Origin of the sequence: Dorea sp. Marseille-P4042, assembly GCF_900290215.1 — a bacterium.
GTDB classification, from domain to species: Bacteria; Bacillota; Clostridia; order Lachnospirales; family Lachnospiraceae; genus Dorea; species Dorea formicigenerans.
Genome location: NZ_OLMI01000003.1, coordinates 142,141 through 163,477 on the forward strand (window position 1 = coordinate 142,141; position 21,337 = coordinate 163,477).

A 21,337-nucleotide genomic window follows, 5' to 3' on the forward strand; every position below is an offset into this window, starting at 1 on the left:
GGGTTTCATTTTCTAAGTAGAGCCTTTCTATTCGCCATACTGCTCTACCAGTCTTTTCACTTCTCCTTGCATCTGTTCTACAACTTCCTCAGGTGAAAGTATTTTCACCTGCTCGCCCAATGAGAATACCCAGCCCAGGAACTGCTTGCTGACATGTACATCTACATTTACGGTAAAATGATTTTCATCTGCTGGTATGAGCATAATGTCTTTTCCGAATCGATCAATGATAACTCCGGCCAGGCGGTTATCTACCAGAAGCTTTACGGTCTTTTCTTTTCCGCCGAACATTCCGAAGCTTTTCTTGGTATAGTCTGCCATATCTAGTTGTTTGAAATATTCTTTTCCTTCGCGTGCTTCTGCAGACATTTTGATATGAAGCATTTTGTCTACCCGGTAATGCTTAATCAATTCTGCTTCTGAATCATATCCTACGAGATAATAATTCTCATCATCCCAAGAAAGTCCCCATGGACTGATATGATACCAGGCGCCGTCATGCCGAAGCTCCATTTCTTTTTTCACATTCCACTGATAATACTGGAACTTGATTTTCCGGTTCTCGGATATGGCATTATGAATTGCATCAACTGTATAATAAATGCTTTCGTTCATGGCCTTGATTCTGCCGGACACATAGACTTGTCGCTGCAATTTCTGTGCGTCATATTTACTGACCAGTTTTTCCAGCTTTTTAATCAGTGTATTTGTCTTCTTTTGGGTGATGAATTTTGAAGACTGAATCGCATCTACCAGAAGCTTTAATTCCGGAAGTTCGAATGGGCGCTCTACCACATGATAATGATAGCGGTTTCCCACCGGCTCTCCTTCAACCTCTATCCCTAGCTTTTCCAGATCTTTCAGATCATTATAAATACTTTTCCGGTCCGCAGTGACTTCGTATTCTTCCAGCTTTTCTTTAATTTCCGACATTGTGATATAGTGCTCTTCATCTGTATTTTCTAACATAATCTGTGCAAGTCGATATAATTTGAACTTCTGATTCTTTCCTTTTGGCATCGCAGTCTTTCTCCTCACCTGATGATAGTTTCATTGTATCACAGGTGGGGAGAATATGGTACAGCTATGTATTTTGTCGATTTAATCCTTACGCCAACTTAAGTTCCATACCGGCAAATAGTTCTCCAAGTGAACTGCTAAGGTGCTCGGAAGGTTTCTCTGGCATCTCATAACTTACCAGTTGATAATCTGGATTTAATTCTAACTTTTCAATCAGCAGACCTGTATTGACCGCATCGTTTAGCCCATCGTGGAATCTTCCCTCCGGATCTATGTCAGCCCGTCCCAATGCTTCTTCCAGACTCATTTTTCTGGACATCTCATATCTCTTCATAAATATATCCTGATAGTCTACCCATCTGGATTCTTCCATAAAGGACGCAACCTTTTCATCTACAATATTTTTTGCTTTTATCTCATGAAGAATCTGGGCACGGTCACTTCCACTCCAGACATAGACTTTATACTCTCTGTCACCAATCCAGTTGAGCATATGTAATAACGCTTCCTGAAGTCTCGGCGCATGCTTCACCTGGCCGTTCTTGATACCTGTCAGATTTTCAATAAAATAATCTATCACACCTTGTTCTGGGTGTACGAACTGACTGAGTGTTCCAATTCTCTTGAACTCCTCGTCCAGAAGCACCGCACCAATTTGTATCGTTTCATTCGCATGTTTGTATCTTTTACTACGATAATCTCTCGGCACCTTGCACATTTCTAAATCAATAACCAGATAATTCATATAACATTCTCCCTTCTGAATCTTACAACATATGGTATTTTACTCAACTTCTCTCTTTTACCTATCATTTACAATATTCTACCAAAACAGGTGGGGTATAAAATTCACAGCTCCACTTTATTTTCATTTTTTTAAGTTTCGGATTTTTAAACCAATTTTGCTAGTCTTCTATTCCTTACAATTTATATCTTGACTTATTCTTCTTTTTCTATTAGTATAAATATAAGAAATGGGTTTGTTACCGCACAGCTCTAGCTCAAACGGTGTGCTCGTTTCTTTTTTTATTTTACCATATCGCAAATATATCTTGACATATTTTTATATTTATATTAGTATTGTCATTAGAAATGGGTTTTGTTACTGAGTAAGGTCTTATGACTGGAAAAGGTTGCTCGTTTCTTTTTTATTTCCCCCATACATAAAAACAAGCTGACCTTTCGGCCAGCTCATTTCTTCTTACTTTTATTATTCTCTTTTAATCCAGTGAGACTACCTTGAATCTATTTCACTGCTCCACCTTCTACAACCAGATCCTCTTCGTAGTCTTTTCCGTAAGTGTCTACAAGTGTCTCTTCGTAATCTTTGTGGAAGAACTGTTCATCACCAAGTGATTTGATTTCCTCATTTACCCAATCAAGCAATGTATCGTTTCCTTTGGATACTGCTGGTGCAATGGTGTCTTTATTTCCAAGTTCAGAGATTCCAACTGTGTAACCTTTGTTCTGAAGTGCAAATGCGATAACCTCTGTGTTGTCGTTTGCCCATGCTACACCATTTCCATTTTCCAGAGCATTCTTTGCTGTTGCGTAGGAATCATATTTCTGAAGTGGAATGTCCGGATAATTCTCTGTCAGGTAAGTCTCTGCTGTTGTTCCGGAGATGACGATCATCTGGTCTTTACTGTTCCAGTTGTCCAGGCTCTTGATAACGTTGCTGTCCGGAGATACAACTCCAAGTGCTACGTTCATGTACGGAAGTGCGAAGTCTACTTCTTCTGCACGCTCGTCTGTGACTGTGAAGTTTGCAAGGATCAGATCAACTTTTCCTGTCTGCAGATACTCGATACGGTTTGCAGCTTCTGTAGATACAAAGTTGACTTTTACACCGAGATCTTTACCGATTCTGTTCGCAAAGTATACATCATATCCCTGATATTCACCGTTTTCATCAACATATCCAAATGGATTCTTATCGGAAAATACTCCGATATTGATTGTTCCGTCTTTTTTGATTTCATCTAATGTACGATAAACAGTTCCGGAATCTTTTTTTGCTGAGGAATCGCTTCCTTTAGAATCATCGGAGCTTGAGCTTCCGCATGCTACAAGTGCAAATGTACTTGCGACTACGGTTGCCAGTGTAATTAATTTTTTCAGTTTTCCATTTTTCATAATACAAACTCTCCTTGTCTCATTTCTTATATCAAAACTCTTATGAGTCTTGCTTTTTCTAAAAATTTCCCGTTACAGATGGATTCAAATATCTCTCTTTACAGACTCAAATGTAAATGTATTCAAGAATTTTTTCGCCCGATCTGTCTTCGGGTGTTCGAAAAACTCATCTGGTGTTTCATCTTCTTGTATTTTTCCGCCTTCCAGAAATATGATCCGGTCTGCGACAGCTCTGGCGAACTGCATTTCATGGGTAACAATTATCATCGTTCTGCCTTGCGCTGCCAGGTCTAAGATTACGTCCAGTACTTCACGGACCATTTCCGGGTCAAGTGCTGCTGTTACTTCATCGAAAAGTAAGATTTCCGGGTGCATGCACAATGCACGGACAATTGCAACTCGCTGCTTCTGTCCTCCGGAAAGCTCTCTTGGATAACTTCCGGCTTTTTCTTCCAGTCCAACTCTTCTAAGAAGCTTCATGGCTTCTTCTTTCACTTCATCTTTTGAGCGTTTTTGGACTTTCGTAGGTGCCAGTAAAATATTATCTAATACAGTCAGATGTGGAAACAGATCATAGCTTTGAAACACCATTCCTATTTTCTGTCTGAGGCGGGTCAGAGATTTGCTTTTCGGGTCAATGACCTCACTTCCCAGTTTGACCACGCCGCCCTGGATTGGCTCCAGGGCATTGATACATCGAAGTAATGTACTCTTTCCACAGCCACTTGGACCAACTACCACAATGACTTCGCCTTTCTTTACGTCAAGACTTACATCATCTAAGATGACTTGATCTCCATATTTTTTTATCAGATGTTCTACTGTAAGTAATGTCTCTGCCACAATCTATCACCTCCATCTTCTTTCCAGATATTTTGCTAGCATACTGATTGGCCAGCATGCGAAAAAGTATAATAAAAATACTACAAGATAAATGCCAAATGCAGCATTTGGACTGCTCATTCGATTTGCCTCGATGATCTGCTGTGAGACTTTCAGCACTTCCACCACACCGATCATCAGGATCAGGCTTGTAGTTTTAATCATTCGTGTGATCAGATTGATGGATAGCGGAATGAGTCTGCGAAGTGTCTGCGGAATGATGATGTACCAATAAGTCTGCACTTTGCTCAATCCTAATGCCTCGCTGCTTTCATATTGATGTTTCGGGATACTGATAAGCGCCCCTCTTACCAGGTCACTCATTTCAGCTGCTCCCCAGAATGTAAATACTATAATTGATGCATTTTCTCCTGATAAGTCCCAGCCAAACGCTCGCGTTGTCCCGAAAAATACGAGAAATAACAGTACCATTTGTGGCATGATTCGTACAATTTCCAGGTAAATGCGAAGAATCGCTTTGGTAATTGGATTTTTCCAGGTCATCAAAACTCCCAGTACGATTCCAAGTGGAATGCTTATGACTACGGAAATCAGGCTAATCTTCAATGCCACTCCAAGTCCTGCCAGCATTCGCATGAAGTTCTGTCCTTTTAATAAAACACTAATCCCCAAATCCGGCATAACGCAGCCTCCTTTCCAAGAGACTTCCCAATATCGAAATTGGAAGTAAGATCAACAGATAAAAGACTACCAGTAAAAACAGGCTTTCTGTTGTCTTGTAATAAAGTCCGATTAAGTCTTTTGCGGTAAACATAAGGTCCATAAGACTGACTGCACTAAAGACACTCGTTTCTTTCAAAAGAAAGATTACATTTGCCATAAAGGCCGGTACACTTATTGAAAATGCCTGTGGCAGTACCACGTACCGCATAACCTGCAGTCGGTTCATGCCAAGGCTCAATGCGCTTTCTGTCTGAACCTCTGCGACTGTCTCCAGTCCGCTTCGAAACGCTTCTGCCATATAACTTCCTCCAAGAAATGTCAGTCCTGCGATTCCACATGTCTGCGGATCTGTCTGAATTCCAATCTTTGGAAGTCCATAATATATAAAAAATAATTGTACAAGCAGTGGTGTATTTCGACTGAGTTCGATATAGACCGCTACAATTTGTCTTGCGACCGGTACTTTTTCATACTGGATGATCGCACAGATCAGTCCGACGATAATTGCACAGATAACTCCGGCTAATCCAAGTTTTACAGTCAGCAAGGCGGCTCGTTCATACATTGGCAAATATTTGATAATAAATTCCCAGTTCATTGCCTTACCCCTCTCTCACGATTTTTAATCTCTTGCTCCTTTCGATTTCATGAAAGCAATGTTATCACTCTTTTCCTAGCTAGTCAATAGGTTTTATATGAAATGTTGGTTTTTACTCAAACCTATAATCAATATCCAGTTATAGATGTTGACTATAGCAGTTTAAAGTAAAACACGCTTTGCCGGCATCATAGATATTTTTTATCAACATTGCCTGATTCTATTATATGCATACCAACTTATATAAGTTATGAATCTTCAAGAAACAAAAAAAGCCGACACTTTGCATTCTTCGCAAAGTGTCGGCTTTTTTCTACTTTCTGATATCCACAACTCCTGCTTCCAGCATACCTTCGTTAAAATCATAGGAACCGCCTTCGCCATCCAGATTCAGGTACATATCCGCCAGATTATCTTCATTGACGATCCATGCCATGTTGACCTGAATGCTCTCGCCCGGTTGCAGAGACGAAATATAATTACCACCATTCCCATAATCTTCTCGCACACTACTGTAGGTCATTTCTGCAGTATGCGCCACGCCGTCCCAACTCACACGGTCATATCCGTTACCGGACTGTTCCATTGCATTATAAATATGATATTCACCGTTTTCATGACGAATCAATGCCAGATTTCCGATATACAACATGTGTTTGATTTCCTGATCTGAATTATTTGTATACGTGACTGTTGCATAAACAAGTTTCTGATTTACATTTTCTGTCTTTACGACCTGATCTACTGTATTGACACCATCACCGGATTTGATATAAGAAACTTTATTCTTTACAAGTTTTCCGTTGGAATCGATTACATTTTCCCATTCTTCCGGTAAGTCTGCACCGTTAAGCAACTTCAGATCATCCGCTGTCTGAACTGAATCTACGTGGGCAGAAATTTTATCATTTACGATATTGTTTCCGTCTTTATCTTCTCCTGATACAGATAATGTAAAATCTTCGCCAATCTTGTACACCTTTAATTTATCCTCAGACACAGACGTTACCATTTCATCTCCGGTCTCAACGTTCGAGTTGACCTCATCGCTCCAGGTATACATCTTCGCTGTTTCCATCATCTTGTCATTTTCTGTAATCTCAAGATTTTCTGCTACTTTCACAGCATCATCTTTCGATACATCATCTCCGATATAGATTGTGATCACACGGTATTTATCCGGGCATAAGAGATAGATTCTTTGGTCAAATGCACCTTTTTCAGTCTTTAAATTGTTATATTTCAGATATACACCTTCGTATTTGCCAAATGTTCTCTCCTCGGACTCGACAACATTTTTATTTTCCAGTGCCTGATTCAGATCATCATTGTCCAAAAGTACGGACGCAAAACTAAATCCACCCATACGTTTGCTTTGCGGATATTCCAGATGTGACTCGTCTACCCATTTCATGCCATACGGAATATATCCGGTCTTGAAATCAATATCGTGAATCTGCGCCGGAAGATCTGCTAATTTATTTTCTGATGTTATCCCCGTCTTCACACTGTAATCGCCCTGTTTTTCCACATACATGCGGTACATTTTCACACCCGCATAAGCTGCTGTGGAAGTTGCCAGCACGCAGACCATTGCTGCCACTGCCACTCTTGCACCGTTCCATTTCTTCCTTTTCTTCGAAATCTGTATAATTGTAGTTCCATGAAGCTGTCTGTCTACTTCATTTTGTATCATTACATGGATAAAATCCGGAGTCTCCGGAATATTGTTTTTCATATCTTCAAACCTCATATCGCCGCCTCACTTTCTCGCAGATTGCACCTAAGTTTTCCTCTTGCCCTGGCAAGTCGTTTCTGTACTGCACCTTCTGTAATATCCAGAATCTGTGCGATTTCCCGGATATTAAAATCCTCAATATAATACAAAATTACCGGAAGTCGCAATTCTTCTTTTAATGCATTGATTGCCTGGTACAATTCACTGTAATCAGCCTTTTCCTTTGTCATCATTATTTTTTCTTCCTTCGTCTGCTCATCCATCACATCCAACGAAGTCAGTTTACTGGATTTTCGCAAAATGGTATAACATTCATTGATCAGGATCCGAATCAGCCATGTTTTTGCATATTTGTCATTTTTCAATGTTTGAATCTTGGAAAATGCCTTTACAATCGTATCTTGAATGGCATCAGCACAGTCCTGATCACTGTATAAGATTGTCTTGGCTGTAGAATATAACTGCCTCTCGCAGTCGAGAATCAGTACTCCCAATTGCTCTTTTGTCACTTTAACACCACCTTTATATCGGCCGATTTATTTTTTCTTACATAGATTAGACGCATATAGATCAAAAATATCCCGAAAAATATGAAAAAAATAGCTGCCCTGTATCGTAAATATTTTCAGGACAGCTATCTTTTGATAACGAATTATGAAATTTTCCCTGCCTACTCTGCTTTTTTTATAATTCCAACCCCTATTGGATATGGTCCTGTGTGTACCCCGATCGTTGCACCGATCTGGCGGATTTCAATCTCTTCAATTCCAAGGCGTTCTTTTACAAGATCTTTTAACATCTCCCGGAATTTTACTGCCTCCTCATAATCGTATCCATAGCCGATGCAGAAGCTGTACTCGCCTGGTTTTGCATGGGTTTCATCCAGATAATCTTTTGTCATCTCCACAACCTTTTTCATGGATTTGATGCGGTTTCTTGCAAGTCCGGAACTGAAGATTTCCCCTTCTTTCAATGTAATCATCGGTTTTATCCCCAGTGCACCTGCTGCTATCCCCGCAAGTTTTCCGATTCGTCCGCCATGTCTTAAATAATCAATGCTTCCGATTGTAAAGAAGATCCGGCCGGTCTCACGGATAGGAAGGATTCTTTCAATGATTTCCTCATAATCCAATCCCATGTCACGCATTCTGCATGCCTCCAGTACAAAAAGTCCCTGAAGAACGGTATTGACCGTGGAATCAATAACTGTGATCCTGGCCTCTGGATATTCGTCCTTTACCATCTCTTTTGCAACCGTTGCAGATTGCAGGGAGCCACTGAATTTTGTCGTAATACAGATGCAGATCACTGGAATATTTTCCTTTGCACTTTTTACAAATGTCTGATAAAAATCATCCACTGACGGCATAGATGATTTTGGAAATACATCCGGGTGGTCTACCATTTCCTGATAAAATTCCCGAATTCCAATCTCTTCTATTTCTTTCTGATAAGTCTCACCGTTAAATGATACATAAAATGGTACGACTTCTATATCATGTGCATCTGTGATTTCCTGTGGAAGATCCAGTGATCCGTCACTGACGATCTGAACTTTCTTTTGCATAACTACTACCTCTCATCTCATGAAATTACGATTCTATATTGTTCTGATTTCCTTTGCATACCCCGAAAATATCAGGGGTACAGAATGAATTATTCTAATACATAGTTTCTAATACTACTTCTTATAGAAACGTAAAACAGTATAACACAAAGGCAGTATTATGTACACGCTTTGGGCAAATAATTTTCTAAAATTTTAGAATTAAACCGTATGCTTTAAGTTTGGATCTCTTGTCACTTTATACTTGATTTATAAATCTCAAAAATGCTTCTTTTCCTTCTGGTGTCCGTTTGTAAACTCCGGCCTGTTCCAGAACCTTTGAAAAGACAATTCCAGTCTCTTTCTGAACGATTTCTTTTACATTTTCTGCTGTAATTTCGTAGTTCGCTGCAATATCTGCCGCCCACTTTGCATGAGACTTGGTCAGCGGATCTTCTGTCATATCCTCACCGGAAAGGAGTTTTTCTTCCACTGCCTCCAGCTCTTTTTTCAGACGTCCCGGAAGAATTGCCAATCCCATAACTTCAATCAGGCCGATATTTTCCTTCTTAATATGATGGAACTCTTCATGTGGATGATAAATTCCAAGCGGATGATCCGGCGTTGTCAGATTGTTTCGAAGCACCAGATCTAATTCAAAATCTTCTCCTCTGCGACGGGCAATTGGGGTGATTGTATTGTGAGGTTCTCCATCTGTCTCTGCAAGAATCATAGCTGCTTCATCTGTATACCCACGCCAGCTTCCAAGAATTTTATCCGCAAGATTAATTAATCTTTCCGGTTCTTTTGCATTTAAACGAATAACAGACATTGGCCATTTTACAATTCCTGCTTTTACATCTTCGTATCCTTCAAAAGAAATCTCCGTCTTAATCGGTGCGCGTTCCATTGCAAATGTATAATGTCCGCCCTGGAAATGATCGTGCGCCAGAATGGACCCTCCAACAATCGGAAGATCTGCATTGGAACCAACAAAATAATGCGGGAACTGTCTTACAAAATCTAATAACTTCGCAAAGCAGGCTTTATCAATTTTCATCGGTGTATGCACTTTATTAAAACAGATGCAGTGTTCATTGTAATATACATATGGAGAATACTGCAAATACCAGTCAGTATTGTTGATTGTCACTGGTACAATACGGTGATTCTGTCTTGCCGGATGATTGAGTCGTCCGGCATATCCCACATTCTCCTCGCAGAGCATGCAGCGTGGATAATCGGAAGCTGGTTGGTTTCTTGCTGCTGCGATTGCTTTTGGATCTTTTTCCGGTTTTGACTGGTTGATGGAAATGTCAATCTCACCATATTCTGTCTCGGTCTTCCAACGGATATCTTTCGCAACTCTGTCCTTTCGGATATAATTCGTGTCCTGACTGAACTGATAATACCAGTCCGTTGCCCTCTGGGAAGATTCTTCCTGAAGTTGTTGAAACTTCTTCATCACCTGTACCGGTCGCGGTGTCAGGCTGCCCATGAGTTTTGTATCAAAAAGATCGCGGTATACGACTGAATTTTCTTCCAGTACGCCACGCTCATATGCATCATCGATCAATGTGTCCAGTATCTCTGTCAGACCAGCTTCTTTTCCCTTTGCTGACTCTTCCCATGAGAAAGAATCTGCCTGCATAACCTCCAAGATCCGGTTTACTGCCCATACTTTTTCTTCCTGCTCGATCAGCTCTTTCTCCAATGCATAATTCACTAACGCAGTAATTGCTTCATTTCGATTCATCTCATTTCCCCCTCACTCTTTAAAGGATAAGTCCACCCGCCGGACGGATACTCAATACATGACAGCATCCTTCACTCAACATAGTTTCCATCGTTTTCTTAAATTTACACACATCTTCCACCGGGACAAATGCCTGGATTGTTCCGGCAAATCCACCTCCATGTACGCGGCATGCGCCCTTTCCATTCAGCGCTTTCTCAGCCACGGCCAATGCAACTGCCATGTCCTGATGTGTGATGGCTGCTGCCGGTGTAATATTCTGAAGAAGTTCCCAAGAAGAACGTCCGGACTCTTTTACAAGATTTAAAAACGCCTCTTTATCTTTCCGCTCCAGTGCATCTGCTTCCTCTGCAGCTCTTCTGTCATCTGCATAGAAATGTAAAGCCCTGAGAACAGCCCGGTCTCCTGCTTCTTTTCTGACCTGTGCCAGATCTGCCAGCAGATCTTCTTCTTTGACTTCGCGAAGTACTTTTTTACCAAAATGCGCTGCCACTTTGCTCATTTCTTCCGGAATAGACGCATATTCATTGGTAAGTGCTGCATGATCCGCACCACAGTCGATGATACAAAGTGCAAGTCCCAGTCCTGTAAGATCCGCATTGATGGATCTTACTATCGGGTTTGCCGGATCTTTAAAATCAATGGCTACTGCATCTCCCACGGAAGAAGCAGTCTGATCCATCAATCCACATGGTTTCCCAAAATATTCATTTTCTGCTGCCTGACCGATTTTTGCGATTTCTACTGCATCAAACTTGTCCTGACAAAACAGATGATTTCCCGTTGTTCCAATCAGCACCTCACACGCTGCGGAGGAAGACAGTCCGGATCCAGGCAATACCGTTGATGTCACATACATATCAAAGCCTGCTACCGGATATCCTGCTTTATGAAGCTTGGCCAGCACGCCTCTTATCAGAGAAGCAGTTGTTTCTTTTTCTTCTTCCTTCACTTCCAGATCAGCAAGATCAACACTTGTCATTGGCCAGCCTTCTGACTGAAAATGCACAACACTCGTTCCGTTTAATGCGACACATGCCAGAAAATCCAGATTCACTGCTGCCGCCAGCACTCGTCCATGCTGATGATCGGTATGATTTCCACAGATTTCTGTACGCCCAGGCGCAGAACAAAGTGCGACCATCGTATCTTCTGTTGCTCCAAAGCTCTCCTTAAATCCTTCCATCACATGTGTGGCTCTTTCTCTTGCTGCCTTCAGATTCTCACACCCGGTCTTCAGAAGTGACGCATCCAAATCTCCATTTTTTACCATCTGATATACTTCATTCCACTTTTTCAAAATATAGTTCCTGCCTTTCCTATATGATTTTATATGATGTTGGGGGCAAAAGCCCCAACTATGATGCCTACGGATTGTTACGTGCGTTGCACTCCCACAACCCTGGCATCATTTATATGTTAATATATTTAACATGCTTATTTTTTCAGAAAATGTTCCCGGTTCGGGTATTCCTGACGAAATGCCTGAAGGGCCGCCTCCTGTAGAAGGGCAAATTCTTTATCCATGTGCAATGCATGGGGTGCCTGAAATGCAATGGCGCTGATCTGTTCCGCGATTTTTTTCACAACTCCCTCATCCGATAACTGTCCCATTCCAAACACAAGTGAAGTAAATCCTCTTCCGTCTCTGCTGACTTCCATAAATTTCAAAAAGACATTTTTTAATTCCAGTAGAAGATTTTCTCTTAATTCTTCGTCCAAAGAATCTGCATCTGCCAGACATAATGTACTAATAATCTTTGCTGCCTGTTTTCTTCTTTGTCCGCCAAAATCTAACGATGTGCCTTCTGCCAGACATTTCAGTTCCATCAGGCTTCCTACGAATGCATCTTTTGTCGGTTTTCTCTTTCCATATCTGGCGACCCATAATTTTTTTCGGAACACATCCGCCTGCGTTAATTCATTTTCTGTATTCTGTTTTAGTAATTCCAGCCTTTTTGGCGCATCTGTCTCCTGATAAAATGTCTCGATCCATACTGCTTCCATTCACTTCTTACCTCGTCTGTCGTTTTATAAAATCTTCCACATTACTGCTGTATACCGGCTGATACTCAGAAACATAATACCTGCCTTCTTTTAACTTGTTTCGGTTCACATCTTCTCCTTGAAAAATCTCTACAGCTAGCTTCGCTATCTGCAACGCCTGATCTTCTTTATCATTATACACTGTCCCCTGCATTTCACCAGCTTTTATTGCTTCCAATGCATCATCTAATCCATCAATACCGAAAATGACCGGCCACTCTGCCTGTTCATATCCGGCTTTTCGATATGCCTCCACAGCTCCAAGTGCCATTTCATCATTGTTAGAAATGACAAGTTCAATTCCATCTTTATACTGACTGATCAGGCGGTTCATTCGGTTTTCGGCCTGTCCCCGGTTCCAATCTGCGAACTGATAACTTAATTTTTCCAGATTTATCTCTTTCTCGATCAATGTTTTTACAGAGAAATCCGTTCTGCTGATTGCATCCTGATGCCCAGCTTCTCCTTCCAACAATACATATTGTATTTCACCATCCTGATTCTTGTCTACTTCCGGATGATTTTTAATATAATCTGCCGCTATCTCTCCCTGCATCACTCCAGATTGTTCTGCGTCACAACCTACATAATACAGGTCTTCCCACTGCATCAAATCCTCCCAGACCAGTTCCCTGTTAAAGAAAATAATCGGGATGTCATTCTGTTTTGCCAGCCTGATGATCCGGGACGGAGCAGTTCTGTCTACCAGATTGACGCACAAAACATCACAACCGGCATCAATCATCCCTTCCACTATATCATTTTGATCCTGCTGATCATCATTTCCATTTTTTACAGATACGGTAATCTTCATATCTTCTGTTTCCATAGATTTCAGATTTTCTTTTAGCTTATCTGCCAATGCATTGATAAAGGGATCATCCTGTGTATATGTTACAACACCTACACGCAACACTTTATCAGATTTTATTTTTCCTGATCCACAGCCGGAAATACACAGCATCGCTACCATTACAACAACTGCACAGACACTTTTTTTTCTACATTTTTTACTCATAGGAATATAAAAACCTTTCTATTTCGTCATCTAAAAGCTTAGTATCCTGATCCATAATCTTTACTTCCGTTTCGTGGCTTTCCATTTTGTAAAGTCTGTTTTTTATTTTCTTTGCAATTTCTTCTACACTTTTATATCCTATCTCATATCCATCCAGTACGACAAGCCCTTGTGTCTTTCCGTAATCCTGAAGTGCAATTGCTTTCATACTGCTTCCGATCCCATAAATCTTCGTTCCTGCTCCCTGTTCTTGTGTTTCTTCCTGTGCTTCCTCCTGCGTTTCTTCAAACTGGTCTCCCAGTTGATCTAATACACCGGGATCTAACACTACCAGCGTATCTACTTTTGGCTGTTCTTTCACTTTCTCGCAGACATCCTGGTCTTTTTCCTGATAATAATGCCATAGGATCTGACAGTCGGAACCTTCCAGTGCATCCATAAGCCCGCGGACCGCACTGGCTGCCGCTTCCGTATCTTTCCTTCTCACAACAATTCCTATGGTCTGTTTTCTTGAATTTATCTGTCCGCCAATATATTTTCCCATCTCATAGTAATCTGGTGCGACTACCGAAAACTTCGATGTTGCTTCTGCGTCTTCGGTATACAGATCTTCCACGACCAAAATAACCGGAACATCTGAACATTCTTTTGTCAACATCTCTTTTGTATCTGTTCCAGGTGCAGGAAGCACAATAAATGCATCGATATGATTATTTTTCTGCTCTTCGATAGCTTCTTTTTCTGCTTCTGCATTTTCAATATCATCTGTGTTGCAAATGACCAGATGTATATGATTCTCTTTTGCCGACTGCTTCATTCCTTTGATCAGAGAATCCCATCTCTGGTCTCCGGATTCCGGAAGTATTACGGCTACTCTTTTTTCCGGCACGTTCTGAATAAAAATCTTCCACACAAAAAACAGTGCCAATACAAGAAGAATCAATTCCATAGCAAAGAATGTTATTTTATTCTTTTTCATATGCCTTCCCCCTCTGGCTGTATTTTTGCATTTCCAACTTTTCTGCATTTTCTTTTGTGTATGGGATTGCCGGAATGTGAATAACGACTTTCGTTCCTTCATCAGGTTCACTGTAGACAGTAAGTCCGTATCCTTCACCAAACATCAGTTTAATTCGGGAATGAACATTAATAACTCCGACTCCTGACCCATGTTTTGGAACTTTGTTGTTATCTGTCAAAATATTTTCCAACACTTCTTTGCGCATTCCCATTCCATTATCTTCTATACGAATGTATATATCATTGTCTTTCTTTTCCCCGGATACTACAATTCTTCCATCATCGTCTTCATCCATATGTCCGACTCCGTAATAGATCGCATTTTCCAAAATAGGCTGGATGACCAGCTTTACAATACAGTAATTATAAAGTTCTTCATCTATCTGAAAATCTATCTTAAATCTTTCTTTATAGCGTACCAGTTGAATATTCATATAACTACGGCTATGCTGAAGCTCATCCTTGATTGGAATAATCGTCTTGCCCCTTGACAGGCTGACTCTCAACAGTTTTGCAAGCTCAGAAATCATAATGACCGCTTCTCGATTCTTCTGTGCTTCTACCATCCAGGTGATAGATTCCAACGTATTATAAAGAAAATGTGGATTGATCTGACTCTGAAGCGCATCCAGTTCACTTTTTCTCCGCTCGTTTTGCTGACGCATAATTTCTTCCATCAACTGTTCAATCTGTTCATATGATTTCTGCACGGAATATCCAAGATGTCGTACTTCCAAAGAGCCTCCAATATAAATATCTGGTTTTTCTCCGGCTTCATAAGCCTTCACGGAAGCATCTAACTCGCGGAGCGGCTTTGATAATTTCTGGGAAATTAACCGGTTTCCCTCCAAAAGCAGCATCATCAATATAATAATCGTTGTAAAAATATAATATCTGAAGTTGTTAATATTGGCTGTCTGCACACTTTCCGGTATCACACCGATCAGTTTCCAGCCTGTATAGGAAATACTTCCGACAATAACATTTTCTTTACCATTGCCAGACGATATCTCATAGACTCCATCCTCATATCCTGCTGCCTTAAGGCTGTTCTCTTTGAATAATTCACGGTCTATCTCTGCTCTTCTTGGATGATAGAGAAGCTCCCCGTCCCGATTGCAAACATAATAGTAAACTCCGTCCGAAGACTCATTGATCTGCTTTAAAACATTTTCAACAACAGAATATTTCATATCTACCAGAAGCACTCCGCTCCCCGGTCTATCTCCGTCGTTAATATCAACCGAACGACTGAGCGAAATGACTCGATGATACCGATAAGCTCCGTCCTGGAACAAGTTCTGTACATGAGGCATGGAAAAATGAATATTTTCAATCGCATTTTCCGCATTCTGATACCAGTCCTGGTTTTTAATCTCTACATTTTCTTTTTCTAAAGATACCGGCTCTGAAGCAATAAGATTTCCGTCACTTCCATACAATGCCATACTCTGTATCTTATCTGAATTCGTCTCATACAGCAGACTGCACTGCTTTGCAAATTCCTGACTGGAAATATCAAATTCCTGAATAATATTGTAGTTAGCCGCATTAAAAATCTGTCTGATATCTAACAGATCAGAATTCAACCGGTCCACGCTGCTTTCTACCGTTGCTTCCGTATTCGATACAGCGGTATTATCCATTGCCAGTTTGAATCTGTGGTAAAGCAGCAATCCCATTATAGTAATTGTAATCAGTGTCGATGCCATAAGAACAGACATGATAATGGATTGTATGTTAAATCCGCCTTTTCTTTTCTTCACGCTTTCTTTTTCCCTCATATGGATTATTTCTTTAAATGTTCATTCCGATATTTCGAAGGTGACATCCCAAATCTCTTTTTAAAAACATAGCTGAAATAATTTGCATCCAGATATCCTACTTTTTCTGCAATGATATAACTCTTTTCTGTCGTATTCAGCATCATCTCTGCCGCAATATCCATCCTGTAATCGGTCAGATAAGAAATAAAAGATTTTCCCATCTCCTTTTTGAATATAGAAGAAAAATATGAATTGGAAACTCCAAGTGCTGAACACACATCGTCAAGTGTGATCTCTGACTCCATATATCTTTCTCTCACAATATTCTGAGCCTCTGTCACAAGACGTCTTGACGTACTGTTTCTGGCATTTTTCAACTGTTCGCTGATTTTCAGCGACATACCTATGATCCAGGATGTCAGTGCACTTTCATCCATCTGGGATACTTTTTGATATAAATTCGGTACATTTCCGGACATTTCATTAAAATCCAGTGAATTATTGGAGCAGAATTTAAAGTAGCCGCTTACGATCTCCATGGTAGCAAGGTTGTACTGTCCAATCGTCTTTGCATTTTTATGAAGTTTTTCAATCTCTTTTCTGGCCGCTTTCTCAATCTCTTCCTCATCGCCTACATGAATAGCACGAAATAGCTCCTGCATTCTCGCTTCTTCCTGCTGCGTCTGGATTTTCGATTCTTTTGGTACGATTTCTCCAATATTGATTGCCCGCTTTGTTCCATACAAAACTCTATAGGAAACTGCTTCCCTGGCGCCTTCATAGGATGTACTGATATCATAAAGGCCTTCACATGTCGTTCCTACTCCTGCTGTGACAACTGCTCCCATAATCCGATAGGCCCATCGACAGAACCTGTCACATTCATCGGTAATCTGAACAAGATTCTCCTCCGTGTCCACTTCCAGTACTAAAACTGTATTACCAAGATAGATAAACTCCTGACACTTCCATTTTTCTGCCAGTCTCTGCTTGATTTCCCGGTCTACCGACATGGACAAAAGCAGCGAATCCATTCCCTCCGGTACATGATTCGCCGAAGTATGAAATACAACACAGCAAAAAAGCGGTCCCTTCATATCGATCTGATATGCTGTCAGAAATCTCTTGTAATCTTCTTCACTCACTCTTCCTTCAATCAGTGAGATCAAAAAATTAGATTTTAATGCCGGGAGCGCTTCCTGGAAATAATCTTCCAGTTTCTTTACATTTAACTTCTCTTCCCGTTCTTTATCTAACGTATCTTTTAACCTTGTCAGACATTCTGATAATTCCACCGCATTGATTGGCTTTAACATATATTCCTTGATTTCAAGATGTACTGCTTCCTTCGCATATTCAAACTCATCAAAACCGGTACAGAGCATAATGTATATATTCGGATAATCCGCACGCACTCTTCTGGCCAGTTCCAGTCCGTCCATATAAGGCATCTTGATATCTGTTAAAACGACATCCGGCTGAAGCTTTTCTATCAATTCTAATGCCTTCACTCCATTTGTCGCGCTTCCTACTACTTCAAACCCTAATTCATTCCAGCGAATCTTTGCTTCCATGACATCAATGACTTCTTCTTCATCATCCACAAGAATTACTTTATATCGTTCCATCTTAATCCCCTTTTTGTCCCTATTTCAAGTTTTTTATCATAAATCGGGAACTTTTAATCCCCATTCATTATATCAAATATGTCCCGGATTCAAAACAATCATTATACAACTGCCAGCGACTTTTATAATATAGCAGGAATTCTCTTAAGACTCCTGCTATATTATAAAAGCCGCCCCTTTCATCTATAAGACGAGCAGGGCGGCTTTCACCTTTTATGTTTACCTGCGTAAACAGCCTTTTTTAACTATTATTTTTTCTGTACATATTTCAGACAGTCAAGTGTAACGGCTGCCAGAATAATGATACCTTCAAAGATAAACTGAAGGTTTGTATCAATACCAAGAATTGTCAGAGAGTATGTCAGAGATGTAAAGATCAATACACCAGTTACAACTCCTGAAATCTTACCGATACCACCAGTAAAGGAAACTCCACCAACTACACAGGCTGCAATAGCGTCCATATCCCAGCCCTGTCCATAAGCTGCACTACCAGATCCAACCATTCGGAGACACTCGAGCCAGGAACCAAATCCATAAAGAATACCTGCCATGATAAATGCTCCCATTGTTACTTTGAATACGGAAATACCGGATACAGTTGCTGCCTCCGGGTTTCCACCGACTGCATAAAGGTTCTTTCCAAATGTTGTCTTGTTCCAGATGAACCATACAACAACTACTGCGATGATTGCCCATAAAATAATCATTGGGAATCTTCCTGCCTTTGGAATAAAGATATTCGGAATTGCCGGATCAATTGCTCCAAAAGAAACTCCCTTTGTTGCATATGTAACAAGACCGAAGATGATCAACATGTTCGCCATTGTTGAAATGAATGGATGCATCTTAAATCTTGCCATAAAGAATCCGGCGATCATAGCAAATACGGTTGTAAGAATGATACATACACCTAATGCTAATAATGCTTTTGGAATTGTTCCCATATTGGAAAAATCAAAAATGTGACCAAATACACCACCGGTGTTAATTCCGTTATGCATAATAATGGTTGCTGTAACCATACCCATACCAACCATACGTCCTACAGAAAGGTCGGTACCTGTTAAGAGGATCAGGCCTGCAACACCAAGTGCGAGGAACATTCGCGGCGAAGCCTGCTGTAAGATATTCAGGATATTCGTTGCTGTAAAGAGCTGTGTATTTTTCACAATTGGTGTAATGATACACAGTGCAATAAAGATCAGAATAATTACAATATACAGACCATTCTTATACAGGAACTGTGTCATATTGAATGTATATTTGTAATTTTCAATTTTCTGTGCCTGCTTCTGAGCAAATGTGTATTTTGACATTCTCAGAAGATCAATCAGATGGAACTTATGCATAAATGCATCATGTTTTCTGTCCTTGATTTCCTGAAGTCTGGACTCATGTGCCATCTGCGCATCATATAATTTATTCTTATATGTATACTTCTCTGCTTTGATCTCTTCCGCATCTTTCAGGCTTCCAAGTGCTTTCTTATGCTCTTCCTGAAGCTGCGTTTTAGTTTTTTCAAAGCTGCTGTTTTCTGCTTTCTTCTCAGCTTCACAGCTCTTGACAACAATGTCATAATATTCACTGCTGTAATGCTTGGAAAGATAACCTTCTGCATCTGCAATCAACTTTGTAATCTGCTCTTTATTTGCAGCCTCTGTTGCTTTTGCTTTCTCCAGTTGTTTTTTGCTTTCCTCAATAATCTTGTTCTGCTGCTCTTTTGTTAAATTCTTATTCTCTTTTGCAATTGCAATCTGATTTTTTAAACTATTGACTTTGTCAGATCCTTCTACACGAAGTGCATCGATCTGAGCCTGTATCTTACCAACATATTCGTCAATCGGCTTTAAAAGCTTTGCTTCTTCTTCAGCCGAAATAATTACGTTGTTCTCTGCCATATCTAATACTCCTCTCTGTTACAAATATTTCGCACTGAGTCTCAATAATTCTTCCTGATCTGTCTCTTTTGTATTTACGATTCCGGCCAGACGTCCATTTGACATAACGCCAATTCGATTCGTAATTCCAAGAATTTCAGGCATCTCTGAAGAAACTACAATAATTGTCTTTCCTTGCTTTGCCATATTGATAATCAGTTCATAAATCTCGTATTTTGCACCTACATCAATTCCTCGGGTCGGATCATCCATCATGAATACGCTCGGTGAACGCTCCAGCCATTTACCGAAGATAACTTTCTGCTGATTTCCTCCGGAAAGGCTTGTGATCATGTCATCCGGTCCCATACATTTTGTATGCATGATTCTGATCTCTTCTGCGGTCGCACGTACCATTCTGTCATGAGACAATGCAACGCCGCTCTTATAATGGCTCATATTGGCAATGGTAGTATTAAATGTAATATCACCTTTTAAGAACAGACCATTGGCTTTTCTTTCCTCTGTAATCAGAGCAAATCCATGATCCATTGCATCTTTCGGGGAGGAAAAGTTCATAACTTTTCCATCATAAATTACATTTCCTTCTGCTCTTGTACGTATTCCAAAAATCGTTTCCAGAAGTTCCGTACGTCCGGCTCCTACCAGACCATAAAATCCGAATATCTCTCCTTTTCTGATATCAAAGGATACATTCTGAATCTTTGGTGCATATTTTGTTGAAATATTTTGTACAGAGAGAATTTTCTCTCCCGGTTCATTATCTACAGGTGGAAATCTATTATCCAATGAACGGCCAACCATCGCTGCGATCAGCTCATTCATATCGGTATCTTTACTATCTTTAGTCATAACAAGACTTCCATCTCGAAGTACTGATATTTCATCACAAATTTCAAAAATCTCGTCCATCTTGTGTGAAATATAAATCAGTGAAATTCCCTGTGTTTTCAACTGACGCATCATTTTGAAAAGCTTTTCTACCTCTGGTGCTGTAAGTGATGATGTTGGCTCATCTAATACAATCACCTTAGAATGATATGAAATTGCTTTCGCGATTTCACACATCTGGCGCTGTGACACAGACATTTTCTTCATTGGCTGAGTCAGGTTCACAGTTATTCCAAGTTGACGGAACAGATTTGATGTTTCCTTTTTCATTCTTGCTTCATCAACAACTCCAAAAGAGTTTTTTGGATATCGACCAAGAAACATATTGTCGATAACACTTCTCTCCAGACACTGGTTCAATTCCTGGTGTACCATCGCTACGCCATTTTCCAGTGCATCTTTCGGCCCAGAAAAATTCACTTCCCGGCCATCTAATATAATTGTCCCCTCATCTTTCTGATAGGTTCCAAAGAGACATTTCATCATTGTCGATTTTCCGGCACCATTTTCACCCATAAGTCCCATAATGGTTCCAGGTTTGACATTCAGGTCAATATGTTTTAGAACCTTATTTCTGCCGAATGACTTACTCATACCTTTAATCGATAAGATGTATTTATTCTTATCCTCTGTCATAGCCCTGCTTCCTTTTCTTAGCGAAAGAAGGGTATCATCTCTGACACCCCTCTTTGTTTCATTAATTTACT

General features: G+C 40.3%; 18 protein-coding genes. All 18 read right to left on the minus strand.

Features of this window, described 5'->3' with window-relative positions; genetic code table 11:
• Window positions 1-27 precede the first annotated feature (27 nt).
• The 18 genes from C7E02_RS14080 to C7E02_RS14170 all read right to left on the minus strand — a co-directional run bounded on the left by C7E02_RS14080 (window position 28) and on the right by C7E02_RS14170 (window position 21,266).
• On the minus strand, window positions 28-1,020 hold the full coding sequence (locus tag C7E02_RS14080) for a helix-turn-helix transcriptional regulator (protein ID WP_105309912.1): 993 nt from the start codon (window positions 1,018-1,020) through the stop codon (window positions 28-30).
• Window positions 1,021-1,108: 88 nt separating this feature from the next.
• The gene (locus C7E02_RS14085) at window positions 1,109-1,765 is read right to left on the minus strand and encodes a 3'-5' exonuclease (RefSeq protein ID WP_005339928.1); all 657 of its coding nucleotides are present in this window, start codon (window positions 1,763-1,765) and stop codon (window positions 1,109-1,111) included.
• A gap of 500 nt (window positions 1,766-2,265) precedes the next feature.
• Window positions 2,266-3,156 (minus strand): transporter substrate-binding domain-containing protein, encoded by an 891-nt coding sequence (locus tag C7E02_RS14090; RefSeq protein ID WP_005339926.1) that lies wholly within the window; start codon window positions 3,154-3,156, stop codon window positions 2,266-2,268.
• 84 nt (window positions 3,157-3,240) lie between these two features.
• Complete coding sequence (locus C7E02_RS14095) at window positions 3,241-3,999, minus strand: amino acid ABC transporter ATP-binding protein (protein ID WP_005339924.1); 759 nt, start codon at window positions 3,997-3,999, stop codon at window positions 3,241-3,243.
• Between the two features lie 6 nt (window positions 4,000-4,005).
• Window positions 4,006-4,680, minus strand: a complete 675-nt coding sequence (locus C7E02_RS14100; RefSeq protein ID WP_005333655.1) for an amino acid ABC transporter permease — start codon at window positions 4,678-4,680, stop codon at window positions 4,006-4,008.
• Window positions 4,661-5,320 carry an amino acid ABC transporter permease gene (locus C7E02_RS14105; protein ID WP_105309913.1) on the minus strand — a complete coding sequence of 220 codons (660 nt, stop codon included), beginning with the start codon at window positions 5,318-5,320 and terminating at the stop codon, window positions 4,661-4,663. Before C7E02_RS14105 ends, C7E02_RS14100 begins: the two co-directional genes overlap by 20 nt.
• A gap of 313 nt (window positions 5,321-5,633) precedes the next feature.
• A complete protein-coding gene (locus C7E02_RS14110) occupies window positions 5,634-7,058 on the minus strand; it encodes a hypothetical protein (protein ID WP_242978888.1) in 1,425 nt (474 codons plus the stop codon).
• A gap of 11 nt (window positions 7,059-7,069) precedes the next feature.
• Window positions 7,070-7,567 (minus strand): sigma-70 family RNA polymerase sigma factor, encoded by a 498-nt coding sequence (locus C7E02_RS14115; protein ID WP_105309915.1) that lies wholly within the window; start codon window positions 7,565-7,567, stop codon window positions 7,070-7,072.
• Window positions 7,568-7,728: 161 nt separating this feature from the next.
• Entirely contained in the window at window positions 7,729-8,625 is an 897-nt protein-coding gene (locus C7E02_RS14120) for a DegV family protein (RefSeq protein WP_105309916.1), read from the minus strand.
• Window positions 8,626-8,863: 238 nt separating this feature from the next.
• Complete coding sequence (gene galT, locus C7E02_RS14125; RefSeq protein WP_105309917.1) at window positions 8,864-10,360, minus strand: UDP-glucose--hexose-1-phosphate uridylyltransferase; 1,497 nt, start codon at window positions 10,358-10,360, stop codon at window positions 8,864-8,866.
• A 19-nt stretch (window positions 10,361-10,379) separates the two neighbouring features.
• The gene (locus C7E02_RS14130) at window positions 10,380-11,660 is read right to left on the minus strand and encodes a galactokinase (protein WP_105309918.1); all 1,281 of its coding nucleotides are present in this window, start codon (window positions 11,658-11,660) and stop codon (window positions 10,380-10,382) included.
• Window positions 11,661-11,797: 137 nt separating this feature from the next.
• On the minus strand, window positions 11,798-12,367 hold the full coding sequence (locus tag C7E02_RS14140) for a DUF6553 family protein (protein WP_029731172.1): 570 nt from the start codon (window positions 12,365-12,367) through the stop codon (window positions 11,798-11,800).
• Window positions 12,368-12,374: 7 nt separating this feature from the next.
• The gene (locus tag C7E02_RS14145; protein ID WP_105309920.1) at window positions 12,375-13,424 is read right to left on the minus strand and encodes a galactose ABC transporter substrate-binding protein; all 1,050 of its coding nucleotides are present in this window, start codon (window positions 13,422-13,424) and stop codon (window positions 12,375-12,377) included.
• Complete coding sequence (locus C7E02_RS14150; RefSeq protein WP_105309921.1) at window positions 13,417-14,403, minus strand: substrate-binding domain-containing protein; 987 nt, start codon at window positions 14,401-14,403, stop codon at window positions 13,417-13,419. Before C7E02_RS14150 ends, C7E02_RS14145 begins: the two co-directional genes overlap by 8 nt.
• Window positions 14,390-16,228 (minus strand): cache domain-containing sensor histidine kinase, encoded by a 1,839-nt coding sequence (locus C7E02_RS14155; RefSeq protein ID WP_105309922.1) that lies wholly within the window; start codon window positions 16,226-16,228, stop codon window positions 14,390-14,392. Before C7E02_RS14155 ends, C7E02_RS14150 begins: the two co-directional genes overlap by 14 nt.
• 5 nt (window positions 16,229-16,233) lie before the next feature.
• Entirely contained in the window at window positions 16,234-17,838 is a 1,605-nt protein-coding gene (locus tag C7E02_RS14160; protein WP_029731175.1) for a response regulator, read from the minus strand.
• A 248-nt stretch (window positions 17,839-18,086) separates the two neighbouring features.
• On the minus strand, window positions 18,087-19,739 hold the full coding sequence (locus C7E02_RS14165) for a galactose/methyl galactoside ABC transporter permease MglC (RefSeq protein WP_105309923.1): 1,653 nt from the start codon (window positions 19,737-19,739) through the stop codon (window positions 18,087-18,089).
• Window positions 19,740-19,757: 18 nt separating this feature from the next.
• The gene (locus C7E02_RS14170) at window positions 19,758-21,266 is read right to left on the minus strand and encodes a sugar ABC transporter ATP-binding protein (protein ID WP_105309924.1); all 1,509 of its coding nucleotides are present in this window, start codon (window positions 21,264-21,266) and stop codon (window positions 19,758-19,760) included.
• Window positions 21,267-21,337 lie beyond the last annotated feature (71 nt).

Bases quoted from the DNA above. Each gene is read 5' to 3' on its own strand.
- C7E02_RS14160 (WP_029731175.1), bottom strand. From the start codon at position 17,838: ATGGAACGATATAAAGTAATTCTTGTGGATGATGAAGAAGAAGTCATT.
- C7E02_RS14145 (WP_105309920.1), bottom strand. From the start codon at position 13,424: ATGAGTAAAAAATGTAGAAAAAAAAGTGTCTGTGCAGTTGTTGTAATG.
- C7E02_RS14165 (WP_105309923.1), bottom strand. From the start codon at position 19,739: ATGGCAGAGAACAACGTAATTATTTCGGCTGAAGAAGAAGCAAAGCTT.
- C7E02_RS14105 (WP_105309913.1), bottom strand. From the start codon at position 5,320: ATGAACTGGGAATTTATTATCAAATATTTGCCAATGTATGAACGAGCC.
- C7E02_RS14120 (WP_105309916.1), bottom strand. From the start codon at position 8,625: ATGCAAAAGAAAGTTCAGATCGTCAGTGACGGATCACTGGATCTTCCA.
- C7E02_RS14110 (WP_242978888.1), bottom strand. From the start codon at position 7,058: ATGAAAAACAATATTCCGGAGACTCCGGATTTTATCCATGTAATGATA.
- C7E02_RS14090 (WP_005339926.1), bottom strand. From the start codon at position 3,156: ATGAAAAATGGAAAACTGAAAAAATTAATTACACTGGCAACCGTAGTC.
- C7E02_RS14080 (WP_105309912.1), bottom strand. From the start codon at position 1,020: ATGCCAAAAGGAAAGAATCAGAAGTTCAAATTATATCGACTTGCACAG.
- galT (WP_105309917.1), bottom strand. From the start codon at position 10,360: ATGAATCGAAATGAAGCAATTACTGCGTTAGTGAATTATGCATTGGAG.
- C7E02_RS14150 (WP_105309921.1), bottom strand. From the start codon at position 14,403: ATGAAAAAGAATAAAATAACATTCTTTGCTATGGAATTGATTCTTCTT.
- C7E02_RS14085 (WP_005339928.1), bottom strand. From the start codon at position 1,765: ATGAATTATCTGGTTATTGATTTAGAAATGTGCAAGGTGCCGAGAGAT.
- C7E02_RS14170 (WP_105309924.1), bottom strand. From the start codon at position 21,266: ATGACAGAGGATAAGAATAAATACATCTTATCGATTAAAGGTATGAGT.
- C7E02_RS14100 (WP_005333655.1), bottom strand. From the start codon at position 4,680: ATGCCGGATTTGGGGATTAGTGTTTTATTAAAAGGACAGAACTTCATG.
- C7E02_RS14155 (WP_105309922.1), bottom strand. From the start codon at position 16,228: ATGAGGGAAAAAGAAAGCGTGAAGAAAAGAAAAGGCGGATTTAACATA.
- C7E02_RS14140 (WP_029731172.1), bottom strand. From the start codon at position 12,367: ATGGAAGCAGTATGGATCGAGACATTTTATCAGGAGACAGATGCGCCA.